Origin of the sequence: Neisseria sp. P0001.S007 (genome assembly GCF_051963655.1) — a bacterium.
GTDB classification, from domain to species: domain Bacteria; phylum Pseudomonadota; class Gammaproteobacteria; order Burkholderiales; family Neisseriaceae; genus Neisseria; species Neisseria subflava_A.
The window spans coordinates 66,615-92,425 of sequence record NZ_JBQCUB010000010.1; the positions used below are offsets into that span (position 1 = coordinate 66,615).

25 protein-coding genes and 1 pseudogene are annotated in these 25,811 nt (G+C 52.1%); 18 read left to right on the forward strand and 8 right to left on the reverse strand.

The annotated features are described in order from the left end of the window. Positions 1 to 58: 58 nt before the first annotated feature. Positions 59 to 652, reverse strand: coding sequence for a phosphoheptose isomerase (locus tag ACTHRE_RS09415; protein WP_049359335.1), 594 nt, complete (start codon positions 650 to 652; stop codon positions 59 to 61). Between the two features lie 4 nt (positions 653 to 656). Beyond that, on the reverse strand, positions 657 to 1,004 hold the full coding sequence (locus tag ACTHRE_RS09420; protein WP_377073767.1) for a YraN family protein: 348 nt from the start codon (positions 1,002 to 1,004) through the stop codon (positions 657 to 659). 65 nt (positions 1,005 to 1,069) lie between these two features. Here ACTHRE_RS09420 and rsmI point away from each other — a divergent pair, with 65 nt between their 5' ends. After that, positions 1,070 to 1,957 (forward strand): 16S rRNA (cytidine(1402)-2'-O)-methyltransferase, encoded by an 888-nt coding sequence (rsmI, locus tag ACTHRE_RS09425; RefSeq protein WP_070712221.1) that lies wholly within the window; start codon positions 1,070 to 1,072, stop codon positions 1,955 to 1,957. A gap of 219 nt (positions 1,958 to 2,176) precedes the next feature. After that, positions 2,177 to 2,797 carry a DUF1269 domain-containing protein gene (locus tag ACTHRE_RS09430; RefSeq protein WP_070712222.1) on the forward strand — a complete coding sequence of 207 codons (621 nt, stop codon included), beginning with the start codon at positions 2,177 to 2,179 and terminating at the stop codon, positions 2,795 to 2,797. A gap of 257 nt (positions 2,798 to 3,054) precedes the next feature. Here the strand turns inward: ACTHRE_RS09430 and ACTHRE_RS09435 are convergent, their stop codons facing one another. From ACTHRE_RS09435 to ACTHRE_RS09445, 3 genes are all read right to left on the reverse strand, one after another. Then, the gene (locus tag ACTHRE_RS09435; protein WP_070712223.1) at positions 3,055 to 3,864 is read right to left on the reverse strand and encodes an alpha/beta hydrolase; all 810 of its coding nucleotides are present in this window, start codon (positions 3,862 to 3,864) and stop codon (positions 3,055 to 3,057) included. A gap of 114 nt (positions 3,865 to 3,978) precedes the next feature. Then, complete coding sequence (locus ACTHRE_RS09440) at positions 3,979 to 4,968, reverse strand: peptidylprolyl isomerase (protein ID WP_250615162.1); 990 nt, start codon at positions 4,966 to 4,968, stop codon at positions 3,979 to 3,981. Further along, entirely contained in the window at positions 4,965 to 7,364 is a 2,400-nt protein-coding gene (locus ACTHRE_RS09445) for an LPS-assembly protein LptD (RefSeq protein WP_440345016.1), read from the reverse strand. The genes ACTHRE_RS09440 and ACTHRE_RS09445 overlap by 4 nt, the downstream gene beginning before the upstream one ends. 69 nt (positions 7,365 to 7,433) lie before the next feature. Between ACTHRE_RS09445 and amgK the strand changes: the two genes are divergently transcribed. Together amgK and mnmG are read left to right on the forward strand one after the other, a co-directional pair. Then, positions 7,434 to 8,438, forward strand: coding sequence for an N-acetylmuramate/N-acetylglucosamine kinase AmgK (amgK, locus tag ACTHRE_RS09450; RefSeq protein ID WP_004520257.1), 1,005 nt, complete (start codon positions 7,434 to 7,436; stop codon positions 8,436 to 8,438). Between the two features lie 84 nt (positions 8,439 to 8,522). Next, a complete protein-coding gene (gene mnmG, locus ACTHRE_RS09455; protein ID WP_036493701.1) occupies positions 8,523 to 10,418 on the forward strand; it encodes a tRNA uridine-5-carboxymethylaminomethyl(34) synthesis enzyme MnmG in 1,896 nt (631 codons plus the stop codon). Positions 10,419 to 10,574: 156 nt separating this feature from the next. Here mnmG and ACTHRE_RS09460 read toward each other — a convergent pair whose 3' ends face one another. Together ACTHRE_RS09460 and ACTHRE_RS09465 are read right to left on the reverse strand one after the other, a co-directional pair. Further along, positions 10,575 to 11,162 (reverse strand): GNAT family N-acetyltransferase, encoded by a 588-nt coding sequence (locus ACTHRE_RS09460; protein ID WP_036493705.1) that lies wholly within the window; start codon positions 11,160 to 11,162, stop codon positions 10,575 to 10,577. Positions 11,163 to 11,256: 94 nt separating this feature from the next. Continuing rightward, entirely contained in the window at positions 11,257 to 11,847 is a 591-nt protein-coding gene (locus ACTHRE_RS09465; protein WP_036493707.1) for a 5-formyltetrahydrofolate cyclo-ligase, read from the reverse strand. A 78-nt stretch (positions 11,848 to 11,925) separates the two neighbouring features. On the opposite strand from ACTHRE_RS09465, the gene ACTHRE_RS09470 reads away from it, so the two are divergent. From ACTHRE_RS09470 to ACTHRE_RS09530, 13 genes and pseudogenes are all read left to right on the forward strand, one after another. Beyond that, positions 11,926 to 12,168 (forward strand): hypothetical protein, encoded by a 243-nt coding sequence (locus ACTHRE_RS09470; protein ID WP_004520263.1) that lies wholly within the window; start codon positions 11,926 to 11,928, stop codon positions 12,166 to 12,168. Between the two features lie 177 nt (positions 12,169 to 12,345). Next, a complete protein-coding gene (rpsB, locus tag ACTHRE_RS09475; RefSeq protein ID WP_002230071.1) occupies positions 12,346 to 13,074 on the forward strand; it encodes a 30S ribosomal protein S2 in 729 nt (242 codons plus the stop codon). A gap of 124 nt (positions 13,075 to 13,198) precedes the next feature. Next, positions 13,199 to 14,053, forward strand: a complete 855-nt coding sequence (gene tsf / locus ACTHRE_RS09480; RefSeq protein ID WP_063076188.1) for a translation elongation factor Ts — start codon at positions 13,199 to 13,201, stop codon at positions 14,051 to 14,053. Positions 14,054 to 14,272: 219 nt separating this feature from the next. Further along, the gene (pyrH, locus tag ACTHRE_RS09485; RefSeq protein ID WP_003708812.1) at positions 14,273 to 14,992 is read left to right on the forward strand and encodes a UMP kinase; all 720 of its coding nucleotides are present in this window, start codon (positions 14,273 to 14,275) and stop codon (positions 14,990 to 14,992) included. Between the two features lie 162 nt (positions 14,993 to 15,154). Beyond that, positions 15,155 to 15,625 (forward strand): 23S rRNA (pseudouridine(1915)-N(3))-methyltransferase RlmH, encoded by a 471-nt coding sequence (rlmH, locus tag ACTHRE_RS09490; RefSeq protein ID WP_377073771.1) that lies wholly within the window; start codon positions 15,155 to 15,157, stop codon positions 15,623 to 15,625. Positions 15,626 to 15,795: 170 nt separating this feature from the next. Beyond that, a complete protein-coding gene (gene pyrE, locus ACTHRE_RS09495; RefSeq protein WP_003682682.1) occupies positions 15,796 to 16,437 on the forward strand; it encodes an orotate phosphoribosyltransferase in 642 nt (213 codons plus the stop codon). Between the two features lie 98 nt (positions 16,438 to 16,535). After that, a complete protein-coding gene (locus ACTHRE_RS09500; RefSeq protein ID WP_039862294.1) occupies positions 16,536 to 16,931 on the forward strand; it encodes an MJ0042-type zinc finger domain-containing protein in 396 nt (131 codons plus the stop codon). Further along, positions 16,928 to 18,241 (forward strand): amino-acid N-acetyltransferase, encoded by a 1,314-nt coding sequence (gene argA / locus ACTHRE_RS09505; protein ID WP_377073772.1) that lies wholly within the window; start codon positions 16,928 to 16,930, stop codon positions 18,239 to 18,241. The genes ACTHRE_RS09500 and argA overlap by 4 nt, the downstream gene beginning before the upstream one ends. Before the next feature lie 44 nt (positions 18,242 to 18,285). Further along, positions 18,286 to 19,065 (forward strand): exodeoxyribonuclease III, encoded by a 780-nt coding sequence (locus tag ACTHRE_RS09510; RefSeq protein WP_003684015.1) that lies wholly within the window; start codon positions 18,286 to 18,288, stop codon positions 19,063 to 19,065. After that, positions 19,052 to 19,396: a hypothetical protein gene (locus ACTHRE_RS09515; RefSeq protein ID WP_070608462.1), complete on the forward strand. Its 345-nt coding sequence runs from the start codon at positions 19,052 to 19,054 to the stop codon at positions 19,394 to 19,396. The genes ACTHRE_RS09510 and ACTHRE_RS09515 overlap by 14 nt, the downstream gene beginning before the upstream one ends. 10 nt (positions 19,397 to 19,406) lie before the next feature. Continuing rightward, positions 19,407 to 19,940: an alpha/beta hydrolase gene (locus ACTHRE_RS09520; protein WP_070645239.1), complete on the forward strand. Its 534-nt coding sequence runs from the start codon at positions 19,407 to 19,409 to the stop codon at positions 19,938 to 19,940. Positions 19,941 to 20,106: 166 nt separating this feature from the next. Further along, positions 20,107 to 22,218 (forward strand): annotated as a pseudogene (locus ACTHRE_RS09525) (TonB-dependent receptor). Positions 22,219 to 22,388: 170 nt separating this feature from the next. Beyond that, entirely contained in the window at positions 22,389 to 23,084 is a 696-nt protein-coding gene (locus ACTHRE_RS09530; RefSeq protein ID WP_377073773.1) for a thiol:disulfide interchange protein DsbA/DsbL, read from the forward strand. A gap of 165 nt (positions 23,085 to 23,249) precedes the next feature. Here ACTHRE_RS09530 and ffh read toward each other — a convergent pair whose 3' ends face one another. Beyond that, complete coding sequence (ffh, locus tag ACTHRE_RS09535; protein ID WP_070645238.1) at positions 23,250 to 24,620, reverse strand: signal recognition particle protein; 1,371 nt, start codon at positions 24,618 to 24,620, stop codon at positions 23,250 to 23,252. 181 nt (positions 24,621 to 24,801) lie between these two features. On the opposite strand from ffh, the gene ACTHRE_RS09540 reads away from it, so the two are divergent. After that, on the forward strand, positions 24,802 to 25,614 hold the full coding sequence (locus ACTHRE_RS09540; protein ID WP_296186619.1) for a cytochrome C assembly family protein: 813 nt from the start codon (positions 24,802 to 24,804) through the stop codon (positions 25,612 to 25,614). Positions 25,615 to 25,811 lie beyond the last annotated feature (197 nt).

Sequence of the window (25,811 nt, forward strand, 5' to 3'; positions counted from 1 at the left end):
TATGGACGGTTGGGCGTTCAGACGGCTTTTAAGGGATGGGCCGTCTGAAAAGAAAGGGTTACATGCCTTCAAGCAGGGCGGAGTCGATACAGTCGCACATGGCGTGTATCAGCAGGATATGGTTTTCCTGAACGCGGGCGGTGCGCGGATAAGGGACGTTGAGCAAAACGTCGGTATCTTTGAGCATGGCGGCGATTTTGCCGCCGTCGCGTCCGGTCATGGCGATGACGTGCATATCGCGTTCGTGTGCCGCTTTGATGGCTTCGATGACGTTGGCGGAATTGCCGGAGGTGGAGATGCCGACCAATACGTCGCCGGCACGTCCGAGCGCGCGCACTTGTTTGCTGAATACGTGGTCGAAACCGTAGTCGTTGCCGATGGCGGTCAGTGCGGAAGTATCCGTCGTCAGCGCGACAGCCGCCAATTCCATACGTTCTTTTTCAAAACGGCCGGTCATTTCTGCGGCGAAGTGTTGCGCGTCGGCAGCCGAACCGCCGTTGCCACAGGCTAGGATTTTGCCGTCGTTCATCAGGCATTGCAGCATCAGCTCGGCGGCCTGTGCGGTCGGCTCGACCAGTACTTTTTCGGCTTCCTGCTTGGCGCGGATGCTCTCGGCAAAATGTGCGGAAACGCGTTCTTGTAATGTTGTCATGAGGTTAACCTGTAATATTTTGAATCCATTCGGGTTGGCCGTCACCCTCGATCAGTACCGCATCCAGGCGGCAGGGCGCATGGTTTAACCCGTGCTTTTGCAGATAATACTCTACACTTCGTTGCAATTTCAATAATTTGGACGGTGAGATGCTGTATGCGGCACCACCGAAACCTCGGTTTTTGCGGTATTTTACTTCAACAAACACAATCGTACCGCCGTTTTTGACGATTAAATCGATTTCGCCGTAGGCGCAATGCCAGTTCCGCGCCAGCAGCGAGCAGCCTTTGCCCAGCAGGAATACCAGCGCCGCATCTTCGGCCGCCGCCCCCTGTTTGTGGTTTAAGCGCATGAAAAGTTTACCCGTTATATAATCATTGTTTTTAAAGAGACGCCGTTTCAGACGGCCTTGAATCTATGTACACAAAACACCTGCAAAAAGCAGTCGACAGCATCGAAAAACAGACATTATACGTTGTCGCCACACCCATCGGCAATTTAGCCGACATAACGCTGCGCGCACTGGCCGTTCTGCAAAAGGCCGACATTATCTGCGCCGAGGACACCCGTGTTACCGCCCAGCTTTTGAGCGCATACGGCATTCAGGGCAAACTCGTGAGCGTTCGCGAACACAACGAGCAGCAAATGGCCGACAAAATCATCGGCCATCTTTCAGACGGCCTGAGCGTCGCCCAAGTTTCGGATGCGGGTACGCCAGCGGTGTGCGATCCGGGTGCGAAACTTGCCGCCCGCGTGCGCGAAGCCGGATTTAAAGTGGTGCCTGTGGTCGGCGCAAGCGCGGTCATGGGGGCGTTGAGCGTGGCCGGTGTGACGGAATCCGATTTTTACTTCAACGGTTTCCTGCCGCCTAAGGCCGGCGAACGCCAAAAACTGTTGACCAAATGGGTGGAAGCCGATTTTCCGATTGTGATGTTTGAAACGCCGCACCGTATCGAAGCAAGCCTTGCGGATATGGCCGCGCAGTTCCCCGAACGCCGTTTGACATTGGCGCGCGAAATTACCAAAACGTTTGAAACCTTCCTCTGCGGCACGGTTGCCGAAATTCAAGCCGCCCTTAAAAATGACAGCAACCAAACGCGCGGCGAGATGGTGCTGGTGTTGCACCCTGCGGTGAAAGAGAAGCACAGCGATTTGCCCGAAGCGGCGCAAAATACCATGAAAATCCTTGCGGCCGAGTTGCCGACCAAACAAGCCGCCGAGCTTGCCGCCAAGATTACCGGCGAAAGCAAAAAAACCTTGTACGATTTAGCGTTGGAGTGGAAACGGATTTCAGACGACGCTTGAGGTCTTGTAGGCTTATTTCTCTCAACCTGTGGTGTAAACAACGCGACGATTTCCTACAGGTAAGGCTGGGTATTGTTCGTTATCCGTTTGCCGGTTCTACAGGCTTTATATAGGTAAAGTTCTGTTTGCCGCATTGCTCCCCCCCCCCCCTTGTAATTTACAATGACACTGCATACAACTAGTATGTTCTTAAATCTTTCAATCTACGGGAGTGGACTTATGAAACAAAACATCATCGTTGCCTTATTCGACATCTCCAGCGAAGCTTATCAAGCCTTTTCTGAATTGAAAGCTTACTCGCAGACAACAGATGCTTTGGTGGCACAAGCCGTTTTGGTTAAAAAGGAAAATGGTCTGATTATCCCAGCAGAAAGCACCGACTTTACCGCCAATACGGTCGAAGGCACATGGACGGGCGGCCTCATTGGTTCGCTGGTCGGCATCCTCGGCGGTCCTATCGGTGTTCTGTTGGGTGGAGCTACTGGCGCACTCATCGGCAGTGATGTAGGCACTGCCCAAACATTGGGAGAGGGGGCGTTGCTGGAAAATACAGCCAAAAAACTGGATAACGGCAGTACTGCAATCATTATTTTGGCGCAAGAATCCGACGAGGCTGTATTGGATGCTTTCTTCCACCGTTTCAAAACCGTTATTCTCCGGCAAGATGCAGCCGTTGCCCAACAGGACGTATTGGCAGCAATAGAAGCGCAGGAAGAAGTGGCACGTCAGGCACACGAAGCTTGGAAAAAACAGCGCAAAGCCGAACGCAAAGAGAAAGTGGAAGCCTTCAAGGCCGACATCAAACAAAAATTCGACGAATTGGCAGCCAAGTTGAAATAACACTGCCACCAACCCAAGGTATGTAACCGCTCAAATTTTCCGTTTCGGATGCATGCCAAACCGGTTTGAGGCTACCTGAAAATCTATTTTTCAGGTAGCCTCTCCCTTTTTCATGCCCCGAGACCTTTGCAAAGGTCTCAACCTATGTTATTGCGAAGGTCTCGGCCTTTTTATAATTGGATTTTAGATTGATCCAATAGGTTCAATACGCTTCTAAGTTTGCATTTCAGACGGCCTTGATGTTTGGCGAACCTGCTTCAACGTTGCCATGCGCTGCGCAAATATTCGATGCAGTCGGTCAGGGCGTAAAACGGGGCGTTGCCGTGATTGGCGTTGGGGTAGAGGGTAAAGCGGACATCCGCGCCGAGGTGGTGCAAAGTGCCGGCAAGGATTTTGGCTTGTGCGACCATGCCGTGGCTGGTTTGGTCGGGGCGGTTGTTTCTGCCTTCATATTCGCCTGCGCCAAGGCGGATGCCGATTCCTTGCGGTAAAGTGTCGGGCAGCCAATCGAGTACGCGGCGGTCTTGCCACCAGATAGACGGCGAAACCAGCAAATAATGGCGGAATCGTTCGGGACGGGTGAATAGGGAATAGAGGCCGTACAAGGCACCGAACGAATGGCCGAAGACGGCTTGGTTTTGGGTATCGATGCGGTATTTGCTGTTGAGCAGGGCGGAGAGTTCGTCATCGATAAAGTGGCTGAAGCGGTCGGCTTGGCCGTATTGTTTGCGTTCGGATTCGGGCGCGTTGTCGGGCAGCGGCGGCGTGTAGTCGAGGGCGCGTTGGCTTAAGTCGCGGATGGTGCCGCCGGTGTAGCCGATACCGACAATCAGACAGGCGGCATGGCTTTTGGTAATGGGATTGATGAGCAGGGATTGCGCCATATTGAGGATGGCGGGGAAAAAGGCATCTCCGTCAAGAATATACAGTACGGGATAGCCGCCTGCCGGACGCTCGCCGAGTGCCGCGGCTTGAATGCGGTAGGTGCGGCCGGTGTGGGCGGAGGTAATGGCGGTTTCTTCGGCTTGCAGCAGGGTGGCGGTTTGCCAGTTGGGACGGATAGGCATGATGGGGTGCTTTAATCAATGGGTTGCTTAAGTAAAAGGAGAAAAGGCCGTCTGAATAATCGGTTTCAGACGGCCTTATTGTACGGATTTCTGCTTTTTTAACAATACGCGCGATTAGCGTACGTCAACGTAGGAGCTGCTGTGCAGTTCGCGCAGGAGGTTGGTGGTCGCCTGTTGTGCTTTTTGTTGGGACAGGTATTGGCGGACGGCGTTTTGTTGGCGCTCTTCAGGCGTACCTGCTTCGCGGACGTCGTTCAGCTTGATGATGTGCCAGCCGAATTGGGTGCGGACAGGGGCGCTGATTTGGCCGGGTTTGAGTTTGTGGACGGCTTCTTCAAACGGGGCAACCATCATGCCGTCGGCAAACCAGCCCAAATCGCCGCCATTGCCGGCGCTGCTGTCTTGCGAATATTGGCGTGCCAAACCGCCGAAATCTGCGCCGCTGCGGGCTTGTGAGTAGATTTTGCGGATGGTGCTTTCTGCGCCGACGGCGGCATTGTCGTTGTCGGCTTTAATGAGGATGTGTTGGGCATGATATTGGCGCACAGGGTCGGCTTCGGGCAGGGTGATGCCTTGTTGTTTGGCCTGCTCGATGTAGCGTGCCACTTCGGAGTCGCTCACGCGGCTGTTTTGCATGATGGCTTGTTGGCGCACTTTTTCAACAATAATGCTGTCGGCGATGTCTTGACGGACGGCGGCAGACGGATTTTTGATGTTGGGGTTGTGCGCGATGACGGCTTCGATTTCGCTATCGGTCGCTTGGATGTTGCGGCGTTTGCCGGCTTGGAGGATCAGGGATTGGTTGATCATTTGTGCCAAAACCTGTTGGCGCAGCTCGTTGGCGTCCATTTGTGTGCCTTTCGGCATGGTTTGACGTGCCTGCGCCACGGCTTGTTCTACTTGGCGGTGGGTAATGACTTCGTTGTCGACAACTGCGGCAATGCCGTCTGAAAGATGTACGCCGCTTTGTACGGCAGGCATGGTGGTGGCGCTGACGGCAGGGGCTTTGGCTGCGCGCGCTTTGCCTGCTTTGGCTTTAGGGGCGGCGTGTGCGCCTACTGCGAGAGTGAGTGCGGCGACGAGAATCAGGGGTTTGAAGTTCATTGTTTGACTACCTCGTTGGTTTTGCTGTAACCGGGAATGGCTAAGCGGAGTTTTTCGAATGGGTTGTTGCCGATATTGCTCAAGTCTTTGAGTTGGAGGTTGAAGAATACGGCGTTTTTGTGGCTGTTTTCGCCGGTAACATAGCGTTGGCCGACCAAGCTTGCGCTCCAGCAGCCGCAGTTGCTTTTGTATTCTGCACCGATGAGCATTTCCAGCGGTTTTTTGGCTTCGATTTCGTAGTTGTAACGTGCGACGGCGTACAGGTTTTTACTCAACGGCCATTGGGCGGCAAGGTCGACTTGGCTGAGTTTGTCGTAGAAATAGTTGCCGTTGGCTTGCAGATAGATGCGCTCGTTGCGTCCGTATTTGTAGCGCGCGCTTAAGACTTTGCCGGGTTCGGGGTTGTAGGCGACCCCTGCGGCGTAGCTTTCGGCACGGCTTTGGTTTTGGTTGTAGTGGATGTCCAAGTCGATGCGGATGCTCGGGGTAATGTTGCCGTGTGCAAAGGCTACCCAGTCGGACTGGCTGCGCGGATAACGGCTGACGCTGCCGTCAGGCAGGACGTTGTCGTTTTTGAAGTAGAACTTCTGGCCGATACCTGCACGGAAGAGTTCCGCACCGGTGTTGGGGTTGAGGATGCGGCTTTGTGTGGCCAGCGTCAGGCTGTTGGCCGAATTGATGCGGTCGTTGCCCGAATACAAGTTTTCGCGGAACAGTTGCGAGTAGGTAAAGCTGTTTTCAGAGCTGTCGAAATTAGGCAGGTCGTTTTGGGACTTGGTCGGAATGTAGTTGTAAAACAGGCGCGGTTCAAGCGTTTGCAGGTATTCCCCGCCGAAGAGCTGGGCCCTGCGCTCGAAAGTCAGGCCGCTGTCGACGTTGATAATCGGTAGGACGCGGCTGACATTGCGGCCGCTTTGACCGTTGAAGCTGTTGAGGCTGTAATAAGTGGCATGTACGCCGACTTTAGGTCGGATGTAGCCCCATTGGTTGTGGAAGTCCCATTTGACGCTCGGGTAGAGTACCACGCGGCTGCCGTCTTGCTTGGTATCGTGGTCAAAGTGGGTGAATTGGCCTAATACGTTGAGCTGAGCCTTGCCGATATGGCTTTGCCAACGGCCGGTCAGACGGGGCATGATGGCATAAGGCTCGTCTTTATAACCGTCTTGGTTGGCCAGCGTTTGATATTTTTGTACGCGCAACGAGCCGTCGAAGCTGCCGCCCAACAGTTTGTCGCTGTAATTGATCCATGCCTGACGGTCTAGGTTGACGTTGCGCGCGATGTCTTCGCGGCCGTAGAAGTCGCGGTAGTAATCATCGTCGGAAACTTGGTTATAGTTGATGCCGCCGCTGATTTTGCTGTTCAGCTGCTGCTGGTGTTTCCATTTGAACTGGTAGCGGTTGTTGTGGACGCTTTTTTGGTCGTTCGGCATCCAGTCGCCATCGACTTCGCCGCTGTAATTCGGTTGCAGATAACGGACTTGGCCGCCCAGTTGCACACCTCGTTTGCTGATGATGCTCGGGCGGATGGTGGCATCCAAATTTGGGGCAAGGTTGAAGTAGTAGGGCAGGCTCAGCTCAAGGCCGTCTGAACCTGTGGCAATGGTCGGAACGAGCAGGCCGCTTTTGCGGTTGCCGTTGATGGGGAAGTCTGCCCAAGGCGTGTAGAGGACGGGGACGCCGCCGAATACGAGCGAAGCGTGTTTGGCCACGCCGATACCTGTTGACTCATCGGCTTCAATGCTTTGCGCTTGGATATACCAGCTGGCATCGCCGGGTGAACAGGTGTTGAATTTGGTATTGATGAGTTTGTAGAGGCCTTTGCCTTTGAGTTCGGCTTTTTCGCTGACACTTTGAAGGCGGCGGCCGCCTTGTTCGGTATTGAGGCGTACGGCAGTGCCGGAACCGGTTTGGTCTTTGAGGTTGTAAACCAATTGGTCGCCGGATACGGTCGAACCGTTTTGATACAGGGTAAAGCGGTCGCCGGCGGTCACGGTATCGGTGGCTTGGTCGTATTGCGCCCAATCGGCGTTGAGAACATCGGCATTGCGCTCGACAATGACGTCGCCTTCGGCACGGACGCCGACTTGGGTCTGACCTTCTATTTTATCGGCGTTGACGCGGGTGTAATCGGCGGGCAGGGCAGGCTCGCCACTGCGTTTGATTTCGGCGGTTTCGGCAGGCTTGGCATCTTCGTGGTCGCAAAACAGGCAAGTGCTGCCCAAGGAAAGCGGATCGGCTTCGCTTTGGCTGGTTTTTGCCGGTTTGGACGCAGCGGTGTGGGCAGGGGTATAGTCTTCCGCCTGCGGAACAGAAGCATCTTCCGCGCGCACGGCTGTTGCGCCAAAGCCCATAATTAAGGCGAGTACCAAGGGTTTGAGTGAAAATAAACGAGCCAAAATCGCCCCTTAAATCGGTTTGCCAGTTAGAATAGCGATTATTGTAACCTGAAATTCTGCGATACCGCTATGCAACGACAAACCGAATTACAAAACTGGCTGGAGTCTGTTTACCCGAACCAGCCGTTCGAATTGAGCTTTGCGGCAGCCGATGCCGACTTCCGCCGTTATTTCCGTGCGACGTTTTCAGACGGCCAGACTGTCATCTGTATGGACGCGCCTCCTGAGAAGATGAGTGTTGCACCTTATTTGAAAGTACAAAAACTGTTTAACATGGTCAATGTGCCGCAAGTGCTTCATGTGGATGAAGCGTTGGGCTTTATGGTGTTGAACGATTTGGGCAATACCACATTCCTGACCGCCATGAATCAGGAAAACAGCGAAACCGCCCACAAAGCCCTGCTGCTCGAAGCCATCGACGAACTGATCGAACTGCAAAAAGCCAGCCAACCCGGCAAACTGCCGGAATACGACCGCGAAGTCATGCTGCGCGAGATTAACCTGTTCCCCGAATGGTTTGTGGCCAAAGAATTGGGCCGCGAGTTGACCTTCAAGCAACGCCAGTTGTGGCAGCAAACCGTCGATACTTTGCTGCCGCCCCTGTTGGCACAACCTAAAGTTTACGTTCACCGCGACTTTATCGTCCGCAATCTGATGCTGGCAAAAGGCCGCCCGGGCGTGTTGGACTTCCAAGACGCGCTTTACGGCCCGATTTCCTATGATTTGGTGTCGCTGCTGCGCGATGCATTTATCGAATGGGAAGAAGAATTTGTATTGGACTTGGTCATCCGTTACTGGGAAAAAGCACGCGCTGCCCAGCTGCCTGTACCTGCCGAGTTTGACGAGTTCTACCGCTGGTTTGAATGGATGGGTGTACAACGCCATTTGAAAGTGGCCGGTATTTTTGCCCGCCTGTACTACCGCGACGGCAAAGACAAATACCGTCCTGAAATTCCGCGCTTCTTGAACTATTTGCGCCGCGTATCCCGCCGTTACAACGATTTGGCGCCGCTGTATGCGTTGCTGGTCGAATTGGTCGGCGATGACGAATTGGAAACAGGCTATACCTTCTAAGCTTGGTTTTTTAAGATTTGATTCCACTTTTCAGACGGCCTGATCAACAAAAGGCCGTCTGAAACCTTTACAGAACACATAAACATGACTTACATGATTTACCCCAAAACCTACGACGTGATTGTTGTCGGTGGCGGCCATGCAGGTACCGAAGCCGCGCTTGCCGCCGCACGCATGGGTGCGCAAACCCTGCTGCTTTCACACAACATCGAAACCCTCGGCCAAATGTCGTGCAATCCCTCCATCGGCGGTATCGGCAAAGGCCACCTCGTGCGCGAACTCGACGCATTAGGCGGCGCAATGGCGTTGGCAACCGACAAATCCGGTATCCAGTTCCGCCGCTTGAACGCCAGCAAAGGCGCGGCAGTGCGAGCCACGCGCGCGCAGGCAGACCGTATCCTATATAAAGCCGCCATCCGCGAAATGTTGGAAAACCAAGAAAACCTCGACCTTTTCCAACAAGCCGTCGAAGACGTCACGCTTGACGGCGAACGCATCAGCGGCGTGGTTACCGCGATGGGCGTGGAGTTTAAAGCACGCGCCGTCGTGTTGACCGCCGGCACGTTTTTGTCCGGCAAAATCCATATCGGTTTGGAAAACTACGAAGGTGGCCGCGCCGGTGACCCAGCCGCCAAATCCTTGGGCGGCCGTTTGCGCGAATTGAACCTGCCGCAAGGCCGTCTGAAAACCGGCACGCCGCCGCGTATTGACGGACGCACGATTGATTTCTCCCAACTGACCGAACAGCCCGGCGACACACCCGTTCCTGTAATGTCCGTACGCGGCAGCGCCGATATGCACCCGAGCCAAGTGTCCTGCTGGATTACGCATACCAACATGCAAACCCACGACATCATCCGCTCAGGCTTCGACCGCAGCCCGATGTTTACCGGCAAAATCGAAGGCGTGGGTCCGCGTTATTGTCCGTCTATCGAAGACAAAATCAACCGCTTCGCCGACAAAGACAGCCACCAGATTTTCCTCGAACCCGAAGGCCTAACCACGCATGAATACTATCCAAACGGTATCTCCACCAGCCTGCCGTTCGACATCCAAATCGCCCTCGTGCGCAGCATGAAAGGTCTCGAAAACGCCCATATCCTGCGCCCTGGCTACGCCATCGAATACGACTACTTCGATCCGCGCAACCTCAAAGCCAGCCTCGAAACCAAAACCATCCAAGGCCTCTTCTTCGCCGGACAAATCAACGGCACCACCGGTTACGAAGAAGCCGCCGCGCAAGGCCTGCTCGCAGGCGCAAACGCCGTGCAATACGTCCGTGAACAAGACCCGCTCCTGCTGCGCCGCGAACAAGCCTATCTCGGCGTATTGGTGGACGACCTCATCACCAAAGGCGTGAACGAGCCCTACCGCATGTTCACCAGCCGCGCCGAATACCGCCTGCAACTCAGGGAAGACAACGCCGATATGCGCCTGACCGAAGACGGCTACAAAATCGGCTTGGTGGGTGAAGAACAATGGCGCATGTTCAACGAAAAACGCGAAGCCATCGAACGCGAAATCCAACGTTTGAAAACAACGTGGTACACGCCGCAAAAACTCGCCGAAGAAGAGCAGCTGCGCGTATTCGGCCAAAAACTCAGCCGCGAAGCCAACCTGCACGACCTCCTGCGCCGCCCGAACCTCGACTACGCCGCGCTGATGACCCTGCCCGACGCACAACCTGAAACCGCACTTGCCGACAGCGTGGTCGAACAAGTCGAAATTCAAGTCAAATACCAAGGCTATATCGACCGCCAAAACGAAGAAATCGACAGCCGCCGCGACATCGAAACCTTAAAGCTGCCCGAGGATATTGATTACAGCAAGGTTAAAGGTTTGTCGGCAGAAGTGCAGCAAAAGCTCAACCAGCACAAACCCGAAACCGTCGGCCAAGCCAGCCGCATTTCCGGCGTAACACCTGCCGCCGTCGCATTACTGATGGTACATTTGAAACGCGGATTTAAGGGAGCGAAGTAAGGCTTAATCCGAATAAGGCCGTCTGAAAGTTTCAGACGGCCTTTATTTATCAGGGGATTGACGGTATTGCACCTTATTTCATTAATTTTTTAAAGAGTTCGGATTGTCAGCAAGATGGGTGTGTTCTGATGAAAAAATGAAGAAGAAAACGTTTTTTCAGGACGCGTCATAAGCTGCCGCTTTTTCGAGCAGTTTTACCCTTGCCTGCGGCCATTCCTCACGCAGCAGGCTGTATTCAACCGTATCGCGCACGCTGCCGTCTTTCCGCAGCTTGTGGCAGCGCAAGATGCCGTCTTGGTGTGCGCCCAAGCGTTCGATGGCGCGTTGGGAGGCGGTGTTGAGGTTGTCGGTCTGCCAGCAGACGCAACGGCAGTTTAAAGTGTCGAAAACGTAGTCGAGCAACATGATTTTGCAGGCGGTATTGATGTGCGTGCGCTGTGCCGACAGGGCATACCATGTGTAACCGATATACAGACGCGGGATGGCGGGGTCGATGTGGTAAAGCGAAGTCGAACCGACGATTTTGCCCGTATCTTCGTCGATGACGGCAAAGGCGAGACGGGTTTGCATAGCAGTACGGATATAGTCCGCCACTTGGTGGGGTTCGGGCGCGGTGGTTACGTTGAGCTTCCAAACTTCGCCGTCGCAAACAGCTTCGCGCAAACCGGCTTCGTGTGCCGTTGTTAAAGGTTCGAGACGGACGCGGTCGAAGGATAAAACGGGAGTGGATGAGAAATCAGTCATGGGGTTTCCTTTGTATTTGATGGTTTGAGTTTTCAGACGACCTTTTATAGTGTCTTAGCGGACAGCATCTCTGAGGTCGTCTGAAAGCTATTGATTAATGATGTTTGAACACCAGCACGCCCGACTCCGATACAAACCCGTCCAGCGGCAGGTCGTGCGGTTCGGTCGGTAGGGTGTCAGTCAGTTGGCAGCCGAAGCCTACGCCCAGGGTTTGGGTTTGCAGGCGGTATTTCGTGGCGGAGAGGGTGGCGTCGTAATAGCCGCCGGCTTGTCCGAGGCGGTAGCCGCGTTTGTCGATGCCGACGATGGGGACCAGCAGCAGGCTGAGTTGGTGGACGCGGATTTTTTTGCCGGTGAATTGGGGGACATGCAATTTGGCGCGGCCGCGTTTGCGTTCTTGTTTGGCGCCGTCGGCAGGGTAGGGGGTGAACCACATCCGCCGCGTGTTCGGTTCGATATAGGGCAGGTAGAGTTTGGCGCCGCGTTTTTGTGCGGCACGGACAAAGCCGTCCAATCGCAATTCCTTGCCCATCGGCCAATACACGCCGATTTTCCGTCCTTTTTTGATGTAGGGCTTGAGCAGGCGGTTGATGGTTTCGGTGGCGGCGTTGCGCTCGTCTGCGCTCATTTGGGCGCGTGCGCGGCGGAACTGTTTGCGTAATGCCGATTTTTCGGGATTCCTCATTTTCAGACGGCCTTTCGGGATTGCGGTAGAATGTTGCGATTATAACGATTTTGTTAACATTCAAACAGGACGCACACAATGTGGCACATTGTCGCCATCGGCTACCTTTTTGTTGCCGTGATGTTTTCCGCCGCGCAGCCGAGTATTGCACGCGCGTTGATTTATTTGGTTTTTTGGGCAGTGTTGCCCACCGTGTTCACGGTCTTCGTCGTGACCATCCGCCGCCGCAACCGCCTGATGAAACGGCAGGAGCAGGCGGAGTTTGAAGCGGCCCGCCAAAAGGCGGTACAGACGGATGAAAAACAGGACGGAAAGGTATAAAATCCCTTTTCAGACGGCCTCTTATCCGCTATAATCCGTCAGTTTTCCATTTCGGAAACACTCTTTTATTTTTTAAAACTTATGCCCACTTTCGCCGAAGGGTGCTTGACAATAGGCGCCGCCTATCAAGTTCTATGCGATTGAATGTGTGCTCTTTAACCCTTTCAAGGAAATAACATGTCTCAAATTACTATGCGTCAGATGATTGAAGCCGGTGTTCACTTCGGTCACCAAACCCGTTTCTGGAACCCGAAAATGGCTCAATACATTTTCGGTGCGCGCAACAAAATCCATATCGTAAACTTGGAAAAAACCCTGCCGATGTTCCAAGAGGCGCAAGAAGCCGTACGTCGTCTGGTTGCCAACAAAGGTACAGTATTGTTCGTAGGTACCAAACGCCAAGCCCGCGACATCATCCGCGAAGAAGCTACCCGTGCCGGTATGCCTTTCGTTGATTACCGCTGGTTGGGTGGTATGCTGACTAACTACAAAACCGTTAAGCAATCCATCAAACGCCTGGAAGAAAAAACTGCTGCCCTGGAAAACGCTGCTGAAGGCGGTTTCAACAAAAAAGAAATTCTGGAAATGCAACGCGACGTTGAAAAACTGGAACGTTCTTTGGGCGGTATCAAAAACATGAAAGGCCTGCCTGACGCGATTTTCGTTATCGATACCGGCTACCAAAAAGGTACTCTGGTTGAAGCTGAAAAATTGGGCATCCCTGTTATCGCCGTAGTCGATACCAACAACAGCCCTGACGGCGTGAAATACGTTATCCCTGGTAACGATGACTCCGCTAAAGCTATCCGCCTGTACTGCCGCGGCATCGCTGACGCAGTTTTGGAAGGCAAAAACCAAGCGCTGCAAGAAACTGTAGCCGCTGCCCAAGAAGCTGCTGCCGAGTAATTCGGTACACAGAAGAGGGGCGTTATGCCCCTTTTCTCAAATCCCGTTCTGAAATTCCGTTTCAGACGGCCACTATTTCCAAACACGGCAATGGCCGTGTTCCCAAAAATCTAGGAGATTCAAAATGGCAGAAATTACTGCAAAAATGGTTGCCGACCTGCGCGCCGCTACCGGCCTGGGCATGATGGAATGCAAAAAAGCCTTGGTTGAAGCTGAAGGCAACTTCGACAAAGCCGAAGAAATCCTGCGTATTAAATCTGGTGCGAAAGCCGGTAAACTGGCTGGCCGTACTGCTGCCGAAGGCGTATTGGCTTATGCAATCAACGGTAATGTTGGTGCATTGGTTGAAGTAAACTGCGAAACCGACTTCGTTGCTAAAGACGCCGGCTTCGTAGAATTTGCCAACTTCGTTGCTAAAACTGCTGCCGAGAAAAAACCGGCTTCTGTTGAAGAACTGAGCGAACTGGTTGAAGCAGAACGCAAAGCCATCATCGCTAAATTGGGCGAGAACATGTCTGTTCGCCGCTTCCAAGTGATTGACACTGCCAATCAACTGGTTGCCTACATCCACGGTGCTTTGGCTACCGAAGGCGTATTGGTTGAATTCAAAGGCTCTGAAGACGTAGCACGCAAAATCGGTATGCACATCGTTGCCGCTAAACCACAATGCGTAAGCGAAGCCGAAGTAGATGCTGAAACTGTTGAAAAAGAACGCCACATCTACACCGAACAAGCTATCGCTTCCGGCAAACCTGCCGACATCGCCGCTAAAATGGTTGAAGGCCGTATCCGTAAATTCTTGGCTGAAATCACTCTGAACGGCCAAGCATTCGTGATGAACCCTGATCAAACTGTTGCCCAATTCGCTAAAGAAAACGGCACTGAAGTGATTAGCTTCGTACGCTACAAAGTAGGCGACGGTATCGAGAAAGCCGTTGTTGACTACGCAGCCGAAGTTGCTGCCGCTGCTAAAGTGTAAGGCACTTATGAAAAAGAAAGCACCTAGATTCCAAACGAATCAGGGTGCTTTTTTTTGAGAAAACCGTTTACGGTACCTATTTTAAGACGACCGAATATAAAGGTCGTCTGAAAACCAAAACAATAATAGAACGACACACCATATCATTGTAATCCGACCGTTTGAAAATTCAGACGGCCCAAACTCCGACCGACGACATTCAAGAAAGCAAGGTATCCCATGACACAGCAAATCAAATACAAACGCGTATTACTGAAACTCTCCGGCGAATCCCTGATGGGTTCCGATCCGTTCGGCATCAATCACGATACCATCGTTCAAACTGTCGGCGAAATTGCCGAAATCGTGAGAATGGGCGTGCAAGTCGGTATCGTTGTCGGCGGCGGTAACATTTTCCGCGGCGTATCTGCACAAGCAGGCAGTATGGACCGCGCCACTGCCGACTACATGGGCATGATGGCAACCGTCATGAACGCGTTGGCACTCAAAGACGCATTTGAAACTTTAGGCATCAAAGCGCGCGTTCAATCCGCACTGTCTATGCAGCAAATCGCTGAAACTTACGCCCGTCCTAAAGCCATTCAATATTTGGAAGAAGGCAAAGTCGTGATTTTTGCCGCCGGTACCGGTAATCCGTTCTTTACGACCGACACTGCTGCCGCATTGCGCGGTGCGGAAATGAACTGCGACGTGATGCTCAAAGCCACCAACGTCGATGGCGTGTACACCGCAGACCCGAAAAAAGATCCATCTGCAACACGCTACGAAACCATTACTTTTGACGAAGCCTTGTTGAAAAACCTCAAAGTGATGGATGCCACCGCTTTTGCCCTCTGCCGCGAACGCAAGCTCAATATCGTGGTATTCGGTATTGCTAAAGAAGGCTCGCTCAAACGCGTAGTAACCGGCGAAAACGAAGGTACACTGGTTCACTGCTAATCATTGAAAGGCCGTCTGAAACAGCCGAACGGGATACATTCGGCTTTCAGACGGCCTTTTATTTTCAGTCGGTTGCGTGGGTAGTGGCTCATGGTTTGAACAGGTTAAGGGTTTGCTTGACCATAATATCCAACCGACAATTCGATAACAAAAGGATACTCCATGAATATCACCGTCTTGGCTGTCGGCACGAAAATGCCGCGTTGGGTCGATGAGGCCGTCGGCGAGTACGCCAAACGCTTCGGGCGCGATGTCAATTATGCGCTGAAAGAAATCAAGCCAGAGAAACGCGGCGCGGGTGTGAATGCGGCCCAGGGCATGGCGGCTGAAGAAAAACGCCTGTTGGAAGCCATACCGCAGGGCGCGTTTTTGGTGGTATTGGACGAGCGCGGTAAAGCGCCGACTTCGGTCGAATTGGCGCAATATTTGAAAAGCTGGCAGCAAAACGGCGAACACGTCTGCTTTATTATCGGCGGCGCAGACGGCATGACCGACCGATTGAAACAGCAGGCAAACATGATGATGCGCCTTTCCAGCCTGACCTTGCCGCACGGCATGGTGCGCATTTTATTGACCGAGCAGCTTTATCGCGCCGTTTCGATTTTGCACAACCATCCGTATCATCGGGAATAATCCGTTTTGATTGCCGAGATAAGACGGCAATGCCGCCTTGTCGGTTTGAAAGGGAATAGGGCAAGTCGGTTTAAAGCGGGGTTGAACCTGCTTTCAGACGGCCTGATTTTTCCGCATGAATCCTTTATAATCGTTTCTTTGATAAATCAACATCTTTCGGGAGAACCCAAATGTCCGATTTCCGTCAAGACTTCCTCAAATTCGCTTTGGCACAAAACGTGTTGAAATTCGGAGAATTTACGACCAAGGCCGGCCGTCAGTCGCCTTATTTTTTCAATGCCGGTTTGTTTAATGACGGCGCATCGACTTTGCAGCTGGCGAAGTTTTACGCCGAGGCCATTATTGCCAGCGGCGTGAAGTTCGATATGCTGTTCGGCCCAGCCTATAAAGGCATTATTTTGGCGGCGGCAACAGCGATGATGTTGGCGGAAAAAGGCGTAAACGTACCGTTTGCCTACAACCGCAAAGAAGCCAAAGACCACGGCGAGGGCGGCGTGTTGGTGGGCGCGCCTTTGAAAGGCCGCGTGCTGATTATCGATGATGTGATTTCCGCCGGTACATCCGTGCGCGAGTCTGTCAAACTGATTGAGGCCGAAGGCGCAACGCCTGCCGCAGTGGCTATTGCGCTCGACCGCATGGAAAAAGGCACGGGCGAATTGTCGGCGGTGCAGGAAGTCGAAAAACAATACGGCCTGCCGGTGGTTTCGATTGCCAACCTGAACGACTTGTTCACGCTCTTGCAAAACAATGCCGAATTTGGTGGCTTCTTCGAGCCGGTCAAAGCTTATCGCGAACGTTACGGCGCGGTTTAAACCATAACATCATGCTCAGGTCGTCTGAAAACTGTTTCAGACGGCCTGAAACATTAGCTAAAATATATTTTTGATTCAATATACTTACGGAAATACTCATGCCTGCTTGTTCTTGTCCTCATTGTAAAACGCCGCATTGGGTGAAAGATGCCCAGTTGAACGTGGCGCAGGGTTTCGTGGTCTGCACGCGTTGTTCGGGGATGTTTAAGGCCAAGGATTATCTGTCGGGCAACCTGCCGGCCGATCCGGCCCATCTGCCTGTGGCGGTAACGGATGTGCGCCTCGTGCATAACATCGGCGCGCAAATCCTCAAGCATTCCAAACTCTCGCGCAAAGAAATTTCCGATTTGCTCAACAGTGCGCTTAAGGAAGAGCCTAAGGCGGAAGAGCAGGCGGCGGTCAAAACGCGCAAGGACGGTTTCAACTGGACGTTGGCATCGCTGATTGCGCTGACGGTTTTGATTATGCAACTCTTTTATCTTGCCCTGCTATGAGTACCATCGCCCATTTTGTCGCCAGCTTTCGTGAGGCCGCGCCCTATATCCAATATTTGCGCGGTAAAACCATGGTGGTCGGTGTGACCGACAGCCTGTTGGAAGGCGAAACCTTGATTCGTTTGGCCGCAGATTTGAATCTGTTGGCCAGCTTGGGCTTGCGTTTGGTCTTGGTACATGGTTCGCGGCATTTGCTCGACAAATTGGCTTCGGGTCGGGATTTTGTTCCGAAATACAGCGGCAGCCGACGAATTACCGATGAAGCAACTTTGATGGAAGTGAAGCAGGTGGCGGGGATTATCCGCAGCGATGTCGAAGCCGCCTTGTTCAGCAGCGTATCCGCACCGCAACGGAGCAAGCCGCCGGTTATCGCGTGCGGCAACTTTATTACCGCCCGTCCGTTGGGCGTTATCGACGGTGTAGACATGGGCTATACCGGTACCGTCCGCAAAATCGACGCAGAAGAAATCCGTTTGCGTTTGGATGGCGGCGCCGTGGTGCTGATCAGCCCTTTGGGACATTCGTACAGCGGCAAAACCTTCAATCTGAGTATGTGTGAAACCGCTCAGGAAGTGGCCATGGCTTTGCAGGCGGAGAAACTGGTTTTCTTGACTGAAGAAGCCGGTATTCGTCGTGCCGACGGCTCTTTGGCCAATACTTTGTCTGTCGGCGAAGTGCAGGAACTGATACACGACAATCCCGATGCACCGGCCGATTTGTTGCATGCGGCGGTAGGCGCGTTGGAAAACGGCGTATCGCGGGTGCAGATTCTCAACGGCCGTGAAGACGGCAGCCTGTTGCGCGAGCTGTTTACCCGCGAGGGCAGTGGTACATCTATTGCCCGTGAGCCGTTTGTTTCCATCCGTCAGGCACGCAGCGACGATATTCCGCACATCATCGCCTTAATCCGTCCTCTGGCGGAACAAGGCATCTTGTTACACCGCAGCCGCGAGTATTTGGAAAACCATATTTCCAGCTTTTCCGTATTGGAACACGATCAAAACATTTACGGCTGCGTGGCGTTGAAAACCTTTGCCGAACCGGGCTGCGGCGAATTGGCCTGCCTGGTGGTGTCGCCCGAAGCGCGCGATGGCGGATACGGCGAATTGCTGTTGGAACATCTGTTTCAAAAAGCGCGTGCCTTAAATATCAAAACGCTTTTCGCCTTATCCACGCATACGGGCGAATGGTTTATCGAACGGGGCTTTCAGACGGCCTCGGCCGATGACCTGCCTGCCGAACGCCGACAGGAATACAATGCCAACGGCCGCAATTCCAAAGTATTTGTTTATGACTTGCAGGCCGTCTGAAAAACTTCAATCTATTATCCGTTTTTAAAAATTACTCAAATCTTATGTTAAAAATCATCTCTGCCAACGTCAACGGCATCCGCTCTGCCTATAAAAAAGGTTTTTATGAATACATCGCCGCTTCCGGTGCCGACATTGTCTGCGTGCAGGAACTGAAAGCTCAAGAAGCTGACCTGTCAGACGATATGAAAAATCCGCACGGTATGCACGGCTACTGGCATTGCGCCGAAAAGCGCGGTTACAGCGGCGTGGCGGTGTACAGCAAACGCAAACCCGACAATGTGCAAATCGGCATGGGCATTGAAGAATTTGACAGGGAAGGCCGTTTTGTTCGTTGCGATTTCGGCAAGTTGTCGGTAATTTCGCTGTATCTGCCCAGCGGCAGCAGCGCGGAAGAGCGCCAACAAGTGAAATACCGCTTTTTGGACGCGTTCTATCCCATGCTCGAAGCCATGAAAAACGAAGGGCGCGACATCGTCGTCTGCGGTGACTGGAATATTGCCCACCAAAACATCGACTTGAAAAATTGGAAGGGCAATCAGAAAAATTCGGGCTTCTTGCCTGAAGAGCGCGAATGGATAGGCAAAGTCATCCACAAACTCGGTTGGACGGATATGTGGCGCACACTTTATCCCGATGTGCCGGGCTATACCTGGTGGAGCAACCGCGGACAAGCGTATGCGAAAGATGTCGGGTGGCGCATCGATTATCAGATGGTTACGCCGGAGTTGGCCGCCAAAGCCGTTTCCGCACATGTTTATAAAGACGAGAAATTCTCGGATCACGCCCCTTTAGTTGTGGAGTATGACTATGTTGCCGAATAAGGTTTTTGGTAAATATGATTGGAATATAAACGGCAAAACCGGCGTAGGCGCGGCGTGGGTCGTGGCGGCATTTGTATTGCCTATGCTGGTGTGGGCGGTGTTTATGCTGGCGCGGATGTCCGGCTGGGTTGCCCCGACCAAGGCCAATCCGACTTGGGCGTTGGTATGGCTGCTGTTTTCCCTGCCTTGCCTGCTGATTGCGGCCAAATGCTTTGCTTGGAAGGGCTGGCGGCTGGTGGCTAACATCGTACTTTGCCTGGCAACTTGTGCCATCCTCAGCGTGCCTGCTGCATTGCTGATTGCATTTACACTTAACGACTTGCTCAAATAGGCCGTCTGAAATGCAGAGCTTCGAACTCGAAGAAATGGCACTATTTCTGATACGTGATGCGGATGAAGCGGAAATGTGGATAGACCGCTGGGCGGTCAGCTATCCGATTGTTCAAACCGCCGAAGCCGATAGTCAGCAAACCATTTCCGAATGGCAACACGCCATTCAGACGGCCTTCAACCATATCGTCAGCAAAAATATTGCCGTCGTGGCTCATGGTGCAGGCGTGTCCGCATTTTTGGCATGGTTGTACCAAGCCGACATCATGACGCAAAAACGCCTGACCAATATTATTTTGGTCTCGCCGTGCCCAGAAGCTTTTCCCGAGGACGAAATCCATACGTTCCAACGTGTCCGCTGCCCTTGCCGCACAGCGTTGGTTATCGCCGAAACAAACGGCACGCCACGCGATTGGGCGCAAGAGCAGGCCGACCGGTGGAACGCTCGTCTGCTTCAATCGCCGCATTCCGGCCAGTTAAACGGCGCACTCGGCGGCTGGCAATGGGGCATGAAGCTGATGCAGGAAATGTTGTTGAGTAAGTAGTGTAGCAGTATCTATTAATATTAATAAACGAAGGCCGTCTGAAACCTATATGTATTTCAGACGGCCTTTGTTTGCAAATATCATGTTAAATATAATTAAAAGAAACTATTCTCATTTCTTTTATGAGGCAATATAATTCGGTTGTTTCGTTAAATTGAGTATAAAAATGCAAATACCATTTCATTTAGCTTTATTACCCACGTTGATTATTGCTTCCTTCCCTGTCGCTGCCGCCGATACGCAGGACAATGGTGAACATTACACCGCCACCCTACCCACCGTTACCGTGGTCGGATAGTCCGACACCAGCGTACTCAAAGGCTACATCAACTACGACGAAGCCGCCGTTACCCGCAACGGACAGCTCATTAAGGAAACGCCGCAAACTGTCGATACGCTCAACATCCAAAAAAACAAAAATTACGGCACGAACGATTTAAGTTCTATCCTCGAAGGCAATGCCGGCATTGATGCTGCTTACGATATGCGCGGCGAAAGCATTTTCCTGCGCGGCTTTCAAGCCGACGCATCCGATATTTACCGCGACGGCGTGCGCGAAAGCGGACAGGTCCGCCGCAGCACCGCCAACATCGAGCGCGTGGAAATCCTGAAAGGACCGTCCTCCGTGCTTTACGGGCGCACCAACGGTGGCGGCGTCATCAACATGGTCAGCAAATACGCCAATTTCAAACAAAGCCGCAACATCGGTGTGGTTTACGGCTCGTGGGCAAACCGCAGCCTGAATATGGACATCAACGAAGTGCTGAACAAAAACGTCGCCATCCGCCTCACCGGCGAAGTCGGGCGCACCAATTCGTTCCGCAGCGGCATAGACAGCAAAAACGTCATGGTTTCGCCCAGCATTACCGTCAAACTCGACAACGGTTTGAAGTGGACGGGGCAATACACCTACGACAATGTGGAGCGCACACCCGACCGCAGCCCAACCAAGTCCGTGTACGACCGCTTCGGATTGCCTTATCGCATGGGTTTTGCCCACCCGAACGATTTTGTGAAAGACAAGCTGCAAGTTTGGCGTTCCGACCTTGAATACGCCTTCAACGACAAATGGCGCGCCCAATGGCAGCTCGCCCACCGCACGGCGGCGCAGGATTTCGACCATTTCTATGCAGGCAGCGAAAACGGCAGCCGAATCAAACGCAACTACGCCTGGCAGCAGACCGACAACAAAACCCTGTCGTCCAATTTCACGCTAAACGGCGACTACACCATCGGCCGTTTTGAAAACCACCTGACCGTAGGCATGGATTACAGCCGCGAACACCGCAACCCGACATTGGGTTTCAGCCGCGCCTTTTCCGCCTCCATCAACCCCTACGACCGCGCAAGCTGGCCGGCTTCGGGCAGGCTGCAACCCGTCCTCACTCAAAACCGACACAAGGCCGATTCCTACGGCATCTTCGTGCAAAACATCTTCTCTGCAACGCCCGATTTGAAATTCGTCCTCGGCGGCCGTTACGACAAGTACACCTTTAATTCCGAAAACAAACTCACCGGCAGCCGCCGCCAGTACAGTGGCCACTCGTTCAGCCCCAACATCGGTGCAGTGTGGAACATCAACCCAGTCCACACACTTTACGCCTCGTATAACAAAGGCTTCGCGCCTTATGGCGGACGCGGCGGCTATTTGAGCATTGACACTTCGTCTTCTGCCGTGTTCAACGCCGACCCCGAGTACACCCGCCAATACGAAACCGGCGTCAAAAGCAGTTGGCTGGACGACCGCCTCAGCACTACATTGTCCGCCTACCAAATCGAACGCTTCAATATCCGCTACCGCCCCGACGCGCAAAATGATCCCTACACTTGGGCAGTCGGCGGCAAACACCGTTCGCGCGGCGTGGAATTGTCCGCCATCGGGCAAATCATCCCCAAAAAACTCTATCTGCGCGGATCGTTGGGTGTGATGCAGGCGAAAGTGGTTGAGGACAAGGAAAATCCCAACCGCGTGGGCATCCATTTGGATAACACCAGTAACGTTACCGGCAACCTGTTTTTCCGTTATACCCCAACCGAAAATCTCTACGGCGAAATCGGCGTAACCGGTACAGGCAAACGCTACGGTTACGACTCAAGAAATAAAGAAGTGACTACGCTTCCAGGCTTTGCCCGAGTTGACGCCATGCTTGGCTGGAACCATAAAAACGTCAACGTTACCTTTGCCGCGGCCAATCTGCTCAATCAAAAATATTGGCGTTCGGATGCCATGCCGGGTAATCCGCGCGGCTATACTGCCCGGGTAAATTACCGTTTCTGATGAAATCAGGCAAAGGCCGTCTGAAAATAAGGCTATGATCTAAGCCATATTTCAGACGGCCTTTTATAAAGGTTGAAATAAAACTAAACACATTTTTTCACTCAAATCGAACACACCTCCAACAAAATGCCATAAAATCCGCCCATTGATTTGAATGTAAAGAGATACCTATGAAACTGAAAACCTTAGCCTTGACCTCATTAACCCTGTTGGCATTGACCGCTTGCGGCAAACAGGCGGAAACCAGTGTTCCGGCAGACAGCGCCCAAAGCAACACATCCGCTCCGGCAACCCCTGCCGCATTGACCGAAGGTATCAATTACACCGTATTGTCCAATCCGATTCCGCAACAGCAGGCCGGCAAAATCGAAGTATTGGAATTCTTCGGCTACTTCTGCCCGCATTGCGCCCATCTTGAGCCGGTTTTGAGCGAGCACATCAAAACGTTTAAAGACGATACCTATATGCGCCGGGAGCATGTCGTGTGGGGTGATGAAATGAAACCTTTGGCACGTTTGGCGGCCGCAGTGGAAATGGCCGGTGAATCAGATAAAGCCAACAGCCATATTTTCGATGCGATGGTTAATCAAAAAATCAATCTGGCCGATACCGATACCCTGAAAAAATGGTTGTCCGAGCAAACAGCGTTTGACGGCAAAAAAGTATTGGCTGCATTTGAAGCGCCCGAAAGCCAAGCGCGTGCGGCTCAAATGGAAGAGTTGACCAATAAATTCCAAATCAGCGGCACGCCGACCGTTATTGTCGGTGGCAAATACCAAGTCGAATTTAAAGACTGGCAGTCCGGCATGACCACGATTGATCAGTTGGTGGACAAAGTACGCGAAGAGCAGAAGAAGCCGCAATAATTTAAAGGTTGAATGAGCAAAGGCTGTCTGAAAATAGGATTTCAGACGGCCTTTTATATTTAGGATCTATAGAATAAATGGTTGCTTAAAGCCTTATGGTTTTAAATTTGAATACAAAACAAAACGCCGTCTGAAATTTCAGACGGCGTTTTCGGTCAAATCGGCTTACAAACCCGGGAACATGCCTTTCATTCCCTTCATGCCTTTGGCCAAGCGCATCAGTTTGCCCAAACCGTTGCCGCTGAACATCTTCATCATTTGTTGCATTTGTTCAAACTGTTTGAGCAATTTGTTCACTTCCTGCACGGTTGTACCTGCACCCATCGCAATACGGCGTTTGCGGCTGGCTTTGAGCAGGGCAGGGTTGGCGCGTTCTTTAGGGGTCATCGAGTTGATGATGGCTTCTACTTTGCCCATCGCTTTTTCAGCCGTTCCTTCGGGGATTTGTTTCGATATTTGGCCCAGTTCGCCCGGCATTTTCGACATCAGGTTTTCCAAGCCGCCCATATTGCGCATCTGCTGAATTTGTTCTTTAAAGTCATTGAGGTCAAAGCCTTTGCCTTTTTGCAGCTTTTTCGCCATTTTGGCGGCGGCTTCTTCATCAATACCTTTTTGAACGTCTTCAATCAGGGTTAATACGTCGCCCATGCCGAGGATACGGCTGGCAAGACGGTCGGGGTGGAAAGGTTCGAGGCCGTTGATTTTTTCGCCGACACCGATAAATTTAATCGGTTTGCCGGTTACATGGCGTACGGACAATGCCGCACCGCCGCGCGAGTCGCCGTCCATCTTGGTCAATACGACACCGGTCAGCGGCAGGGCTTCATTAAATGCTTGAGCAGTGTTTACTGCATCCTGACCCAACATGGCATCGATAACGAACAAAGTTTCAACCGGGTTGACCGCCGTATGAAGCGCTTTGATTTCGTTCATCATCTCTTCATCGATTGCCAAACGGCCGGCGGTATCGACCATCAAGACATCGTAAAAATGTTTTTTGGCGTAATCAACGGCGGCAGTTGCAATCTCAACCGGTTTTTGGTTGGTATCGGATGGGAAAAAGTCCACGCCGACCTGTTCGGCCAACAGACGCAGCTGTTCAATCGCGGCAGGGCGGTAAACGTCGGCAGATACCACTAAGACTTTTTTCTTCTGATCGTTTTTCAGCAGGCGGGCGAGTTTGCCGACGGTTGTTGTCTTACCGGCACCCTGCAAACCGGCCATTAAAACGATGGCAGGCGGTGAAACCGATAAATCCAGTGTTTTGTTTTCCTTGCCCATCAATTCGACTAAGGCTTGGTTGACCACACCAATAAAGGCTTGGTCAGGCGTCAGGCTGCCGACGACTTCTTGGCCAAGAGCCTGTTCTTTGACTGTGTTGACGAATTCTTTAACGACGGGTAATGCAACGTCGGCTTCCAGCAGGGCAAGACGAACCTCGCGCAAGGCTTCTTTAATATTGTCTTCGGTCAGCGTTGATTGGCCGCGAATATTTTTAAGTACCTTGCTGAAGCGGTTGGTCAGGTTGTCTAACATACTTATCCTTGATAATGAGAATAGCTGCCCAATACAGGGCATTCTTTGTTAAAATAAAATTCGGATTATTTTACACGATAGTCCGAAGTTATGCTTCAAGAACACAAACACGACACCAAGGCCGTCTGAAACCCTGCCGGCTGTCCGTCTAGTGTTCACATGTCTATTGAGAAAGATATTTATGCCGATTGTCTTAATCTGCCTTATGCTGGTGTATGCCGGATTGGGCGCATTTTCCTGGTTGCAACATAAAAAGCACAATAATAAGTCTTACCCGCTGAAAACCGAACTGCTGATTTTGAGCGGCGCATTATTGGTACATGGCGCAGCATTGATGTTCCCTGTATTGCAGGATAGGGTATTGATTACCGGTTTTGGTTATTCGCTCAGCCTGATAGTTTGGCTGATGCTGATGATGTACTGTTTGGGCAGCTTCTTTTATTGTCTGCGCGGAGTGCAACTCTTATTGTATCCCTGTGCCGCATTGACCTTATTGTTGGGTTTCCTTTTCCCGGGAGATTTTTCAGGCCGTCAAATTGTAGACTTATTGCCGCTGTCGCACATTGCATCATCATTGCTCGCATACGGACTGTTTGGCATCGTTACCTTATTTGCCATCCTGATCCTTTTGCTCGACCGCAATCTGCACAAACGTCGTTTTTCCGCATTGGTCAGCTTCTTGCCGCCATTATTGAGTTTAGAAAAACTCATGTTCCAAGGCATGTGGGCAGGATTCGTTTTATTGACCTATTCCGTTATCAGCGGTACGTTTTTTGCCGAAGCCGTTTTCGGCAAACCCATGACCTTCACGCATAAAACCATCTTCAGTATTATGTCGTGGCTGATTTATGGCGCATTATTGTTGAAACACAGCATGACCGCATGGCGGGGTAAAAAAGCCGCAGTTTGGACTATTGTCGGATTTGTCAGTCTGATTTTTGCCTATGTGGGCAGTAAATTTGTCCTAGAAATTATCCTGCACCGTATTGGATAAATAGAAACCATACAAAAAGGCCGTCTGAAATACTATTTCAGACGGCCTTTAGTTTGTGTTTTTTGTATGTTTGGATAGTGTAGAAAGATTGATTGTGTTTTTTATAAAATAAAAACCCTGTTAAAACAGGGCGGTGGTTAAATTTCTGAAAATAATTTTGCGAAAGGTGTTGACTGATTTTATTGTGAGGCGTATAG

Bases quoted from the DNA above. Each gene is read 5' to 3' on its own strand.
- rlmH (WP_377073771.1), top strand. From the start codon at position 15,155: ATGAATATCACCGTCTTGGCTGTCGGCACGAAAATGCCGCGTTGGGTC.
- amgK (WP_004520257.1), top strand. From the start codon at position 7,434: ATGCAACGACAAACCGAATTACAAAACTGGCTGGAGTCTGTTTACCCG.
- ffh (WP_070645238.1), bottom strand. From the start codon at position 24,620: ATGTTAGACAACCTGACCAACCGCTTCAGCAAGGTACTTAAAAATATT.
- ACTHRE_RS09430 (WP_070712222.1), top strand. From the start codon at position 2,177: ATGAAACAAAACATCATCGTTGCCTTATTCGACATCTCCAGCGAAGCT.
- ACTHRE_RS09510 (WP_003684015.1), top strand. From the start codon at position 18,286: ATGTTAAAAATCATCTCTGCCAACGTCAACGGCATCCGCTCTGCCTAT.
- ACTHRE_RS09515 (WP_070608462.1), top strand. From the start codon at position 19,052: ATGTTGCCGAATAAGGTTTTTGGTAAATATGATTGGAATATAAACGGC.
- ACTHRE_RS09420 (WP_377073767.1), bottom strand. From the start codon at position 1,004: ATGCGCTTAAACCACAAACAGGGGGCGGCGGCCGAAGATGCGGCGCTG.
- ACTHRE_RS09500 (WP_039862294.1), top strand. From the start codon at position 16,536: ATGCCTGCTTGTTCTTGTCCTCATTGTAAAACGCCGCATTGGGTGAAA.
- rsmI (WP_070712221.1), top strand. From the start codon at position 1,070: ATGTACACAAAACACCTGCAAAAAGCAGTCGACAGCATCGAAAAACAG.
- ACTHRE_RS09465 (WP_036493707.1), bottom strand. From the start codon at position 11,847: ATGAGGAATCCCGAAAAATCGGCATTACGCAAACAGTTCCGCCGCGCA.
- ACTHRE_RS09470 (WP_004520263.1), top strand. From the start codon at position 11,926: ATGTGGCACATTGTCGCCATCGGCTACCTTTTTGTTGCCGTGATGTTT.
- ACTHRE_RS09415 (WP_049359335.1), bottom strand. From the start codon at position 652: ATGACAACATTACAAGAACGCGTTTCCGCACATTTTGCCGAGAGCATC.
- tsf (WP_063076188.1), top strand. From the start codon at position 13,199: ATGGCAGAAATTACTGCAAAAATGGTTGCCGACCTGCGCGCCGCTACC.
- ACTHRE_RS09435 (WP_070712223.1), bottom strand. From the start codon at position 3,864: ATGCCTATCCGTCCCAACTGGCAAACCGCCACCCTGCTGCAAGCCGAA.
- argA (WP_377073772.1), top strand. From the start codon at position 16,928: ATGAGTACCATCGCCCATTTTGTCGCCAGCTTTCGTGAGGCCGCGCCC.
- pyrE (WP_003682682.1), top strand. From the start codon at position 15,796: ATGTCCGATTTCCGTCAAGACTTCCTCAAATTCGCTTTGGCACAAAAC.
- mnmG (WP_036493701.1), top strand. From the start codon at position 8,523: ATGACTTACATGATTTACCCCAAAACCTACGACGTGATTGTTGTCGGT.
- ACTHRE_RS09540 (WP_296186619.1), top strand. From the start codon at position 24,802: ATGCCGATTGTCTTAATCTGCCTTATGCTGGTGTATGCCGGATTGGGC.
- ACTHRE_RS09440 (WP_250615162.1), bottom strand. From the start codon at position 4,968: ATGAACTTCAAACCCCTGATTCTCGTCGCCGCACTCACTCTCGCAGTA.
- ACTHRE_RS09530 (WP_377073773.1), top strand. From the start codon at position 22,389: ATGAAACTGAAAACCTTAGCCTTGACCTCATTAACCCTGTTGGCATTG.
- pyrH (WP_003708812.1), top strand. From the start codon at position 14,273: ATGACACAGCAAATCAAATACAAACGCGTATTACTGAAACTCTCCGGC.
- ACTHRE_RS09520 (WP_070645239.1), top strand. From the start codon at position 19,407: ATGCAGAGCTTCGAACTCGAAGAAATGGCACTATTTCTGATACGTGAT.
- rpsB (WP_002230071.1), top strand. From the start codon at position 12,346: ATGTCTCAAATTACTATGCGTCAGATGATTGAAGCCGGTGTTCACTTC.
- ACTHRE_RS09460 (WP_036493705.1), bottom strand. From the start codon at position 11,162: ATGACTGATTTCTCATCCACTCCCGTTTTATCCTTCGACCGCGTCCGT.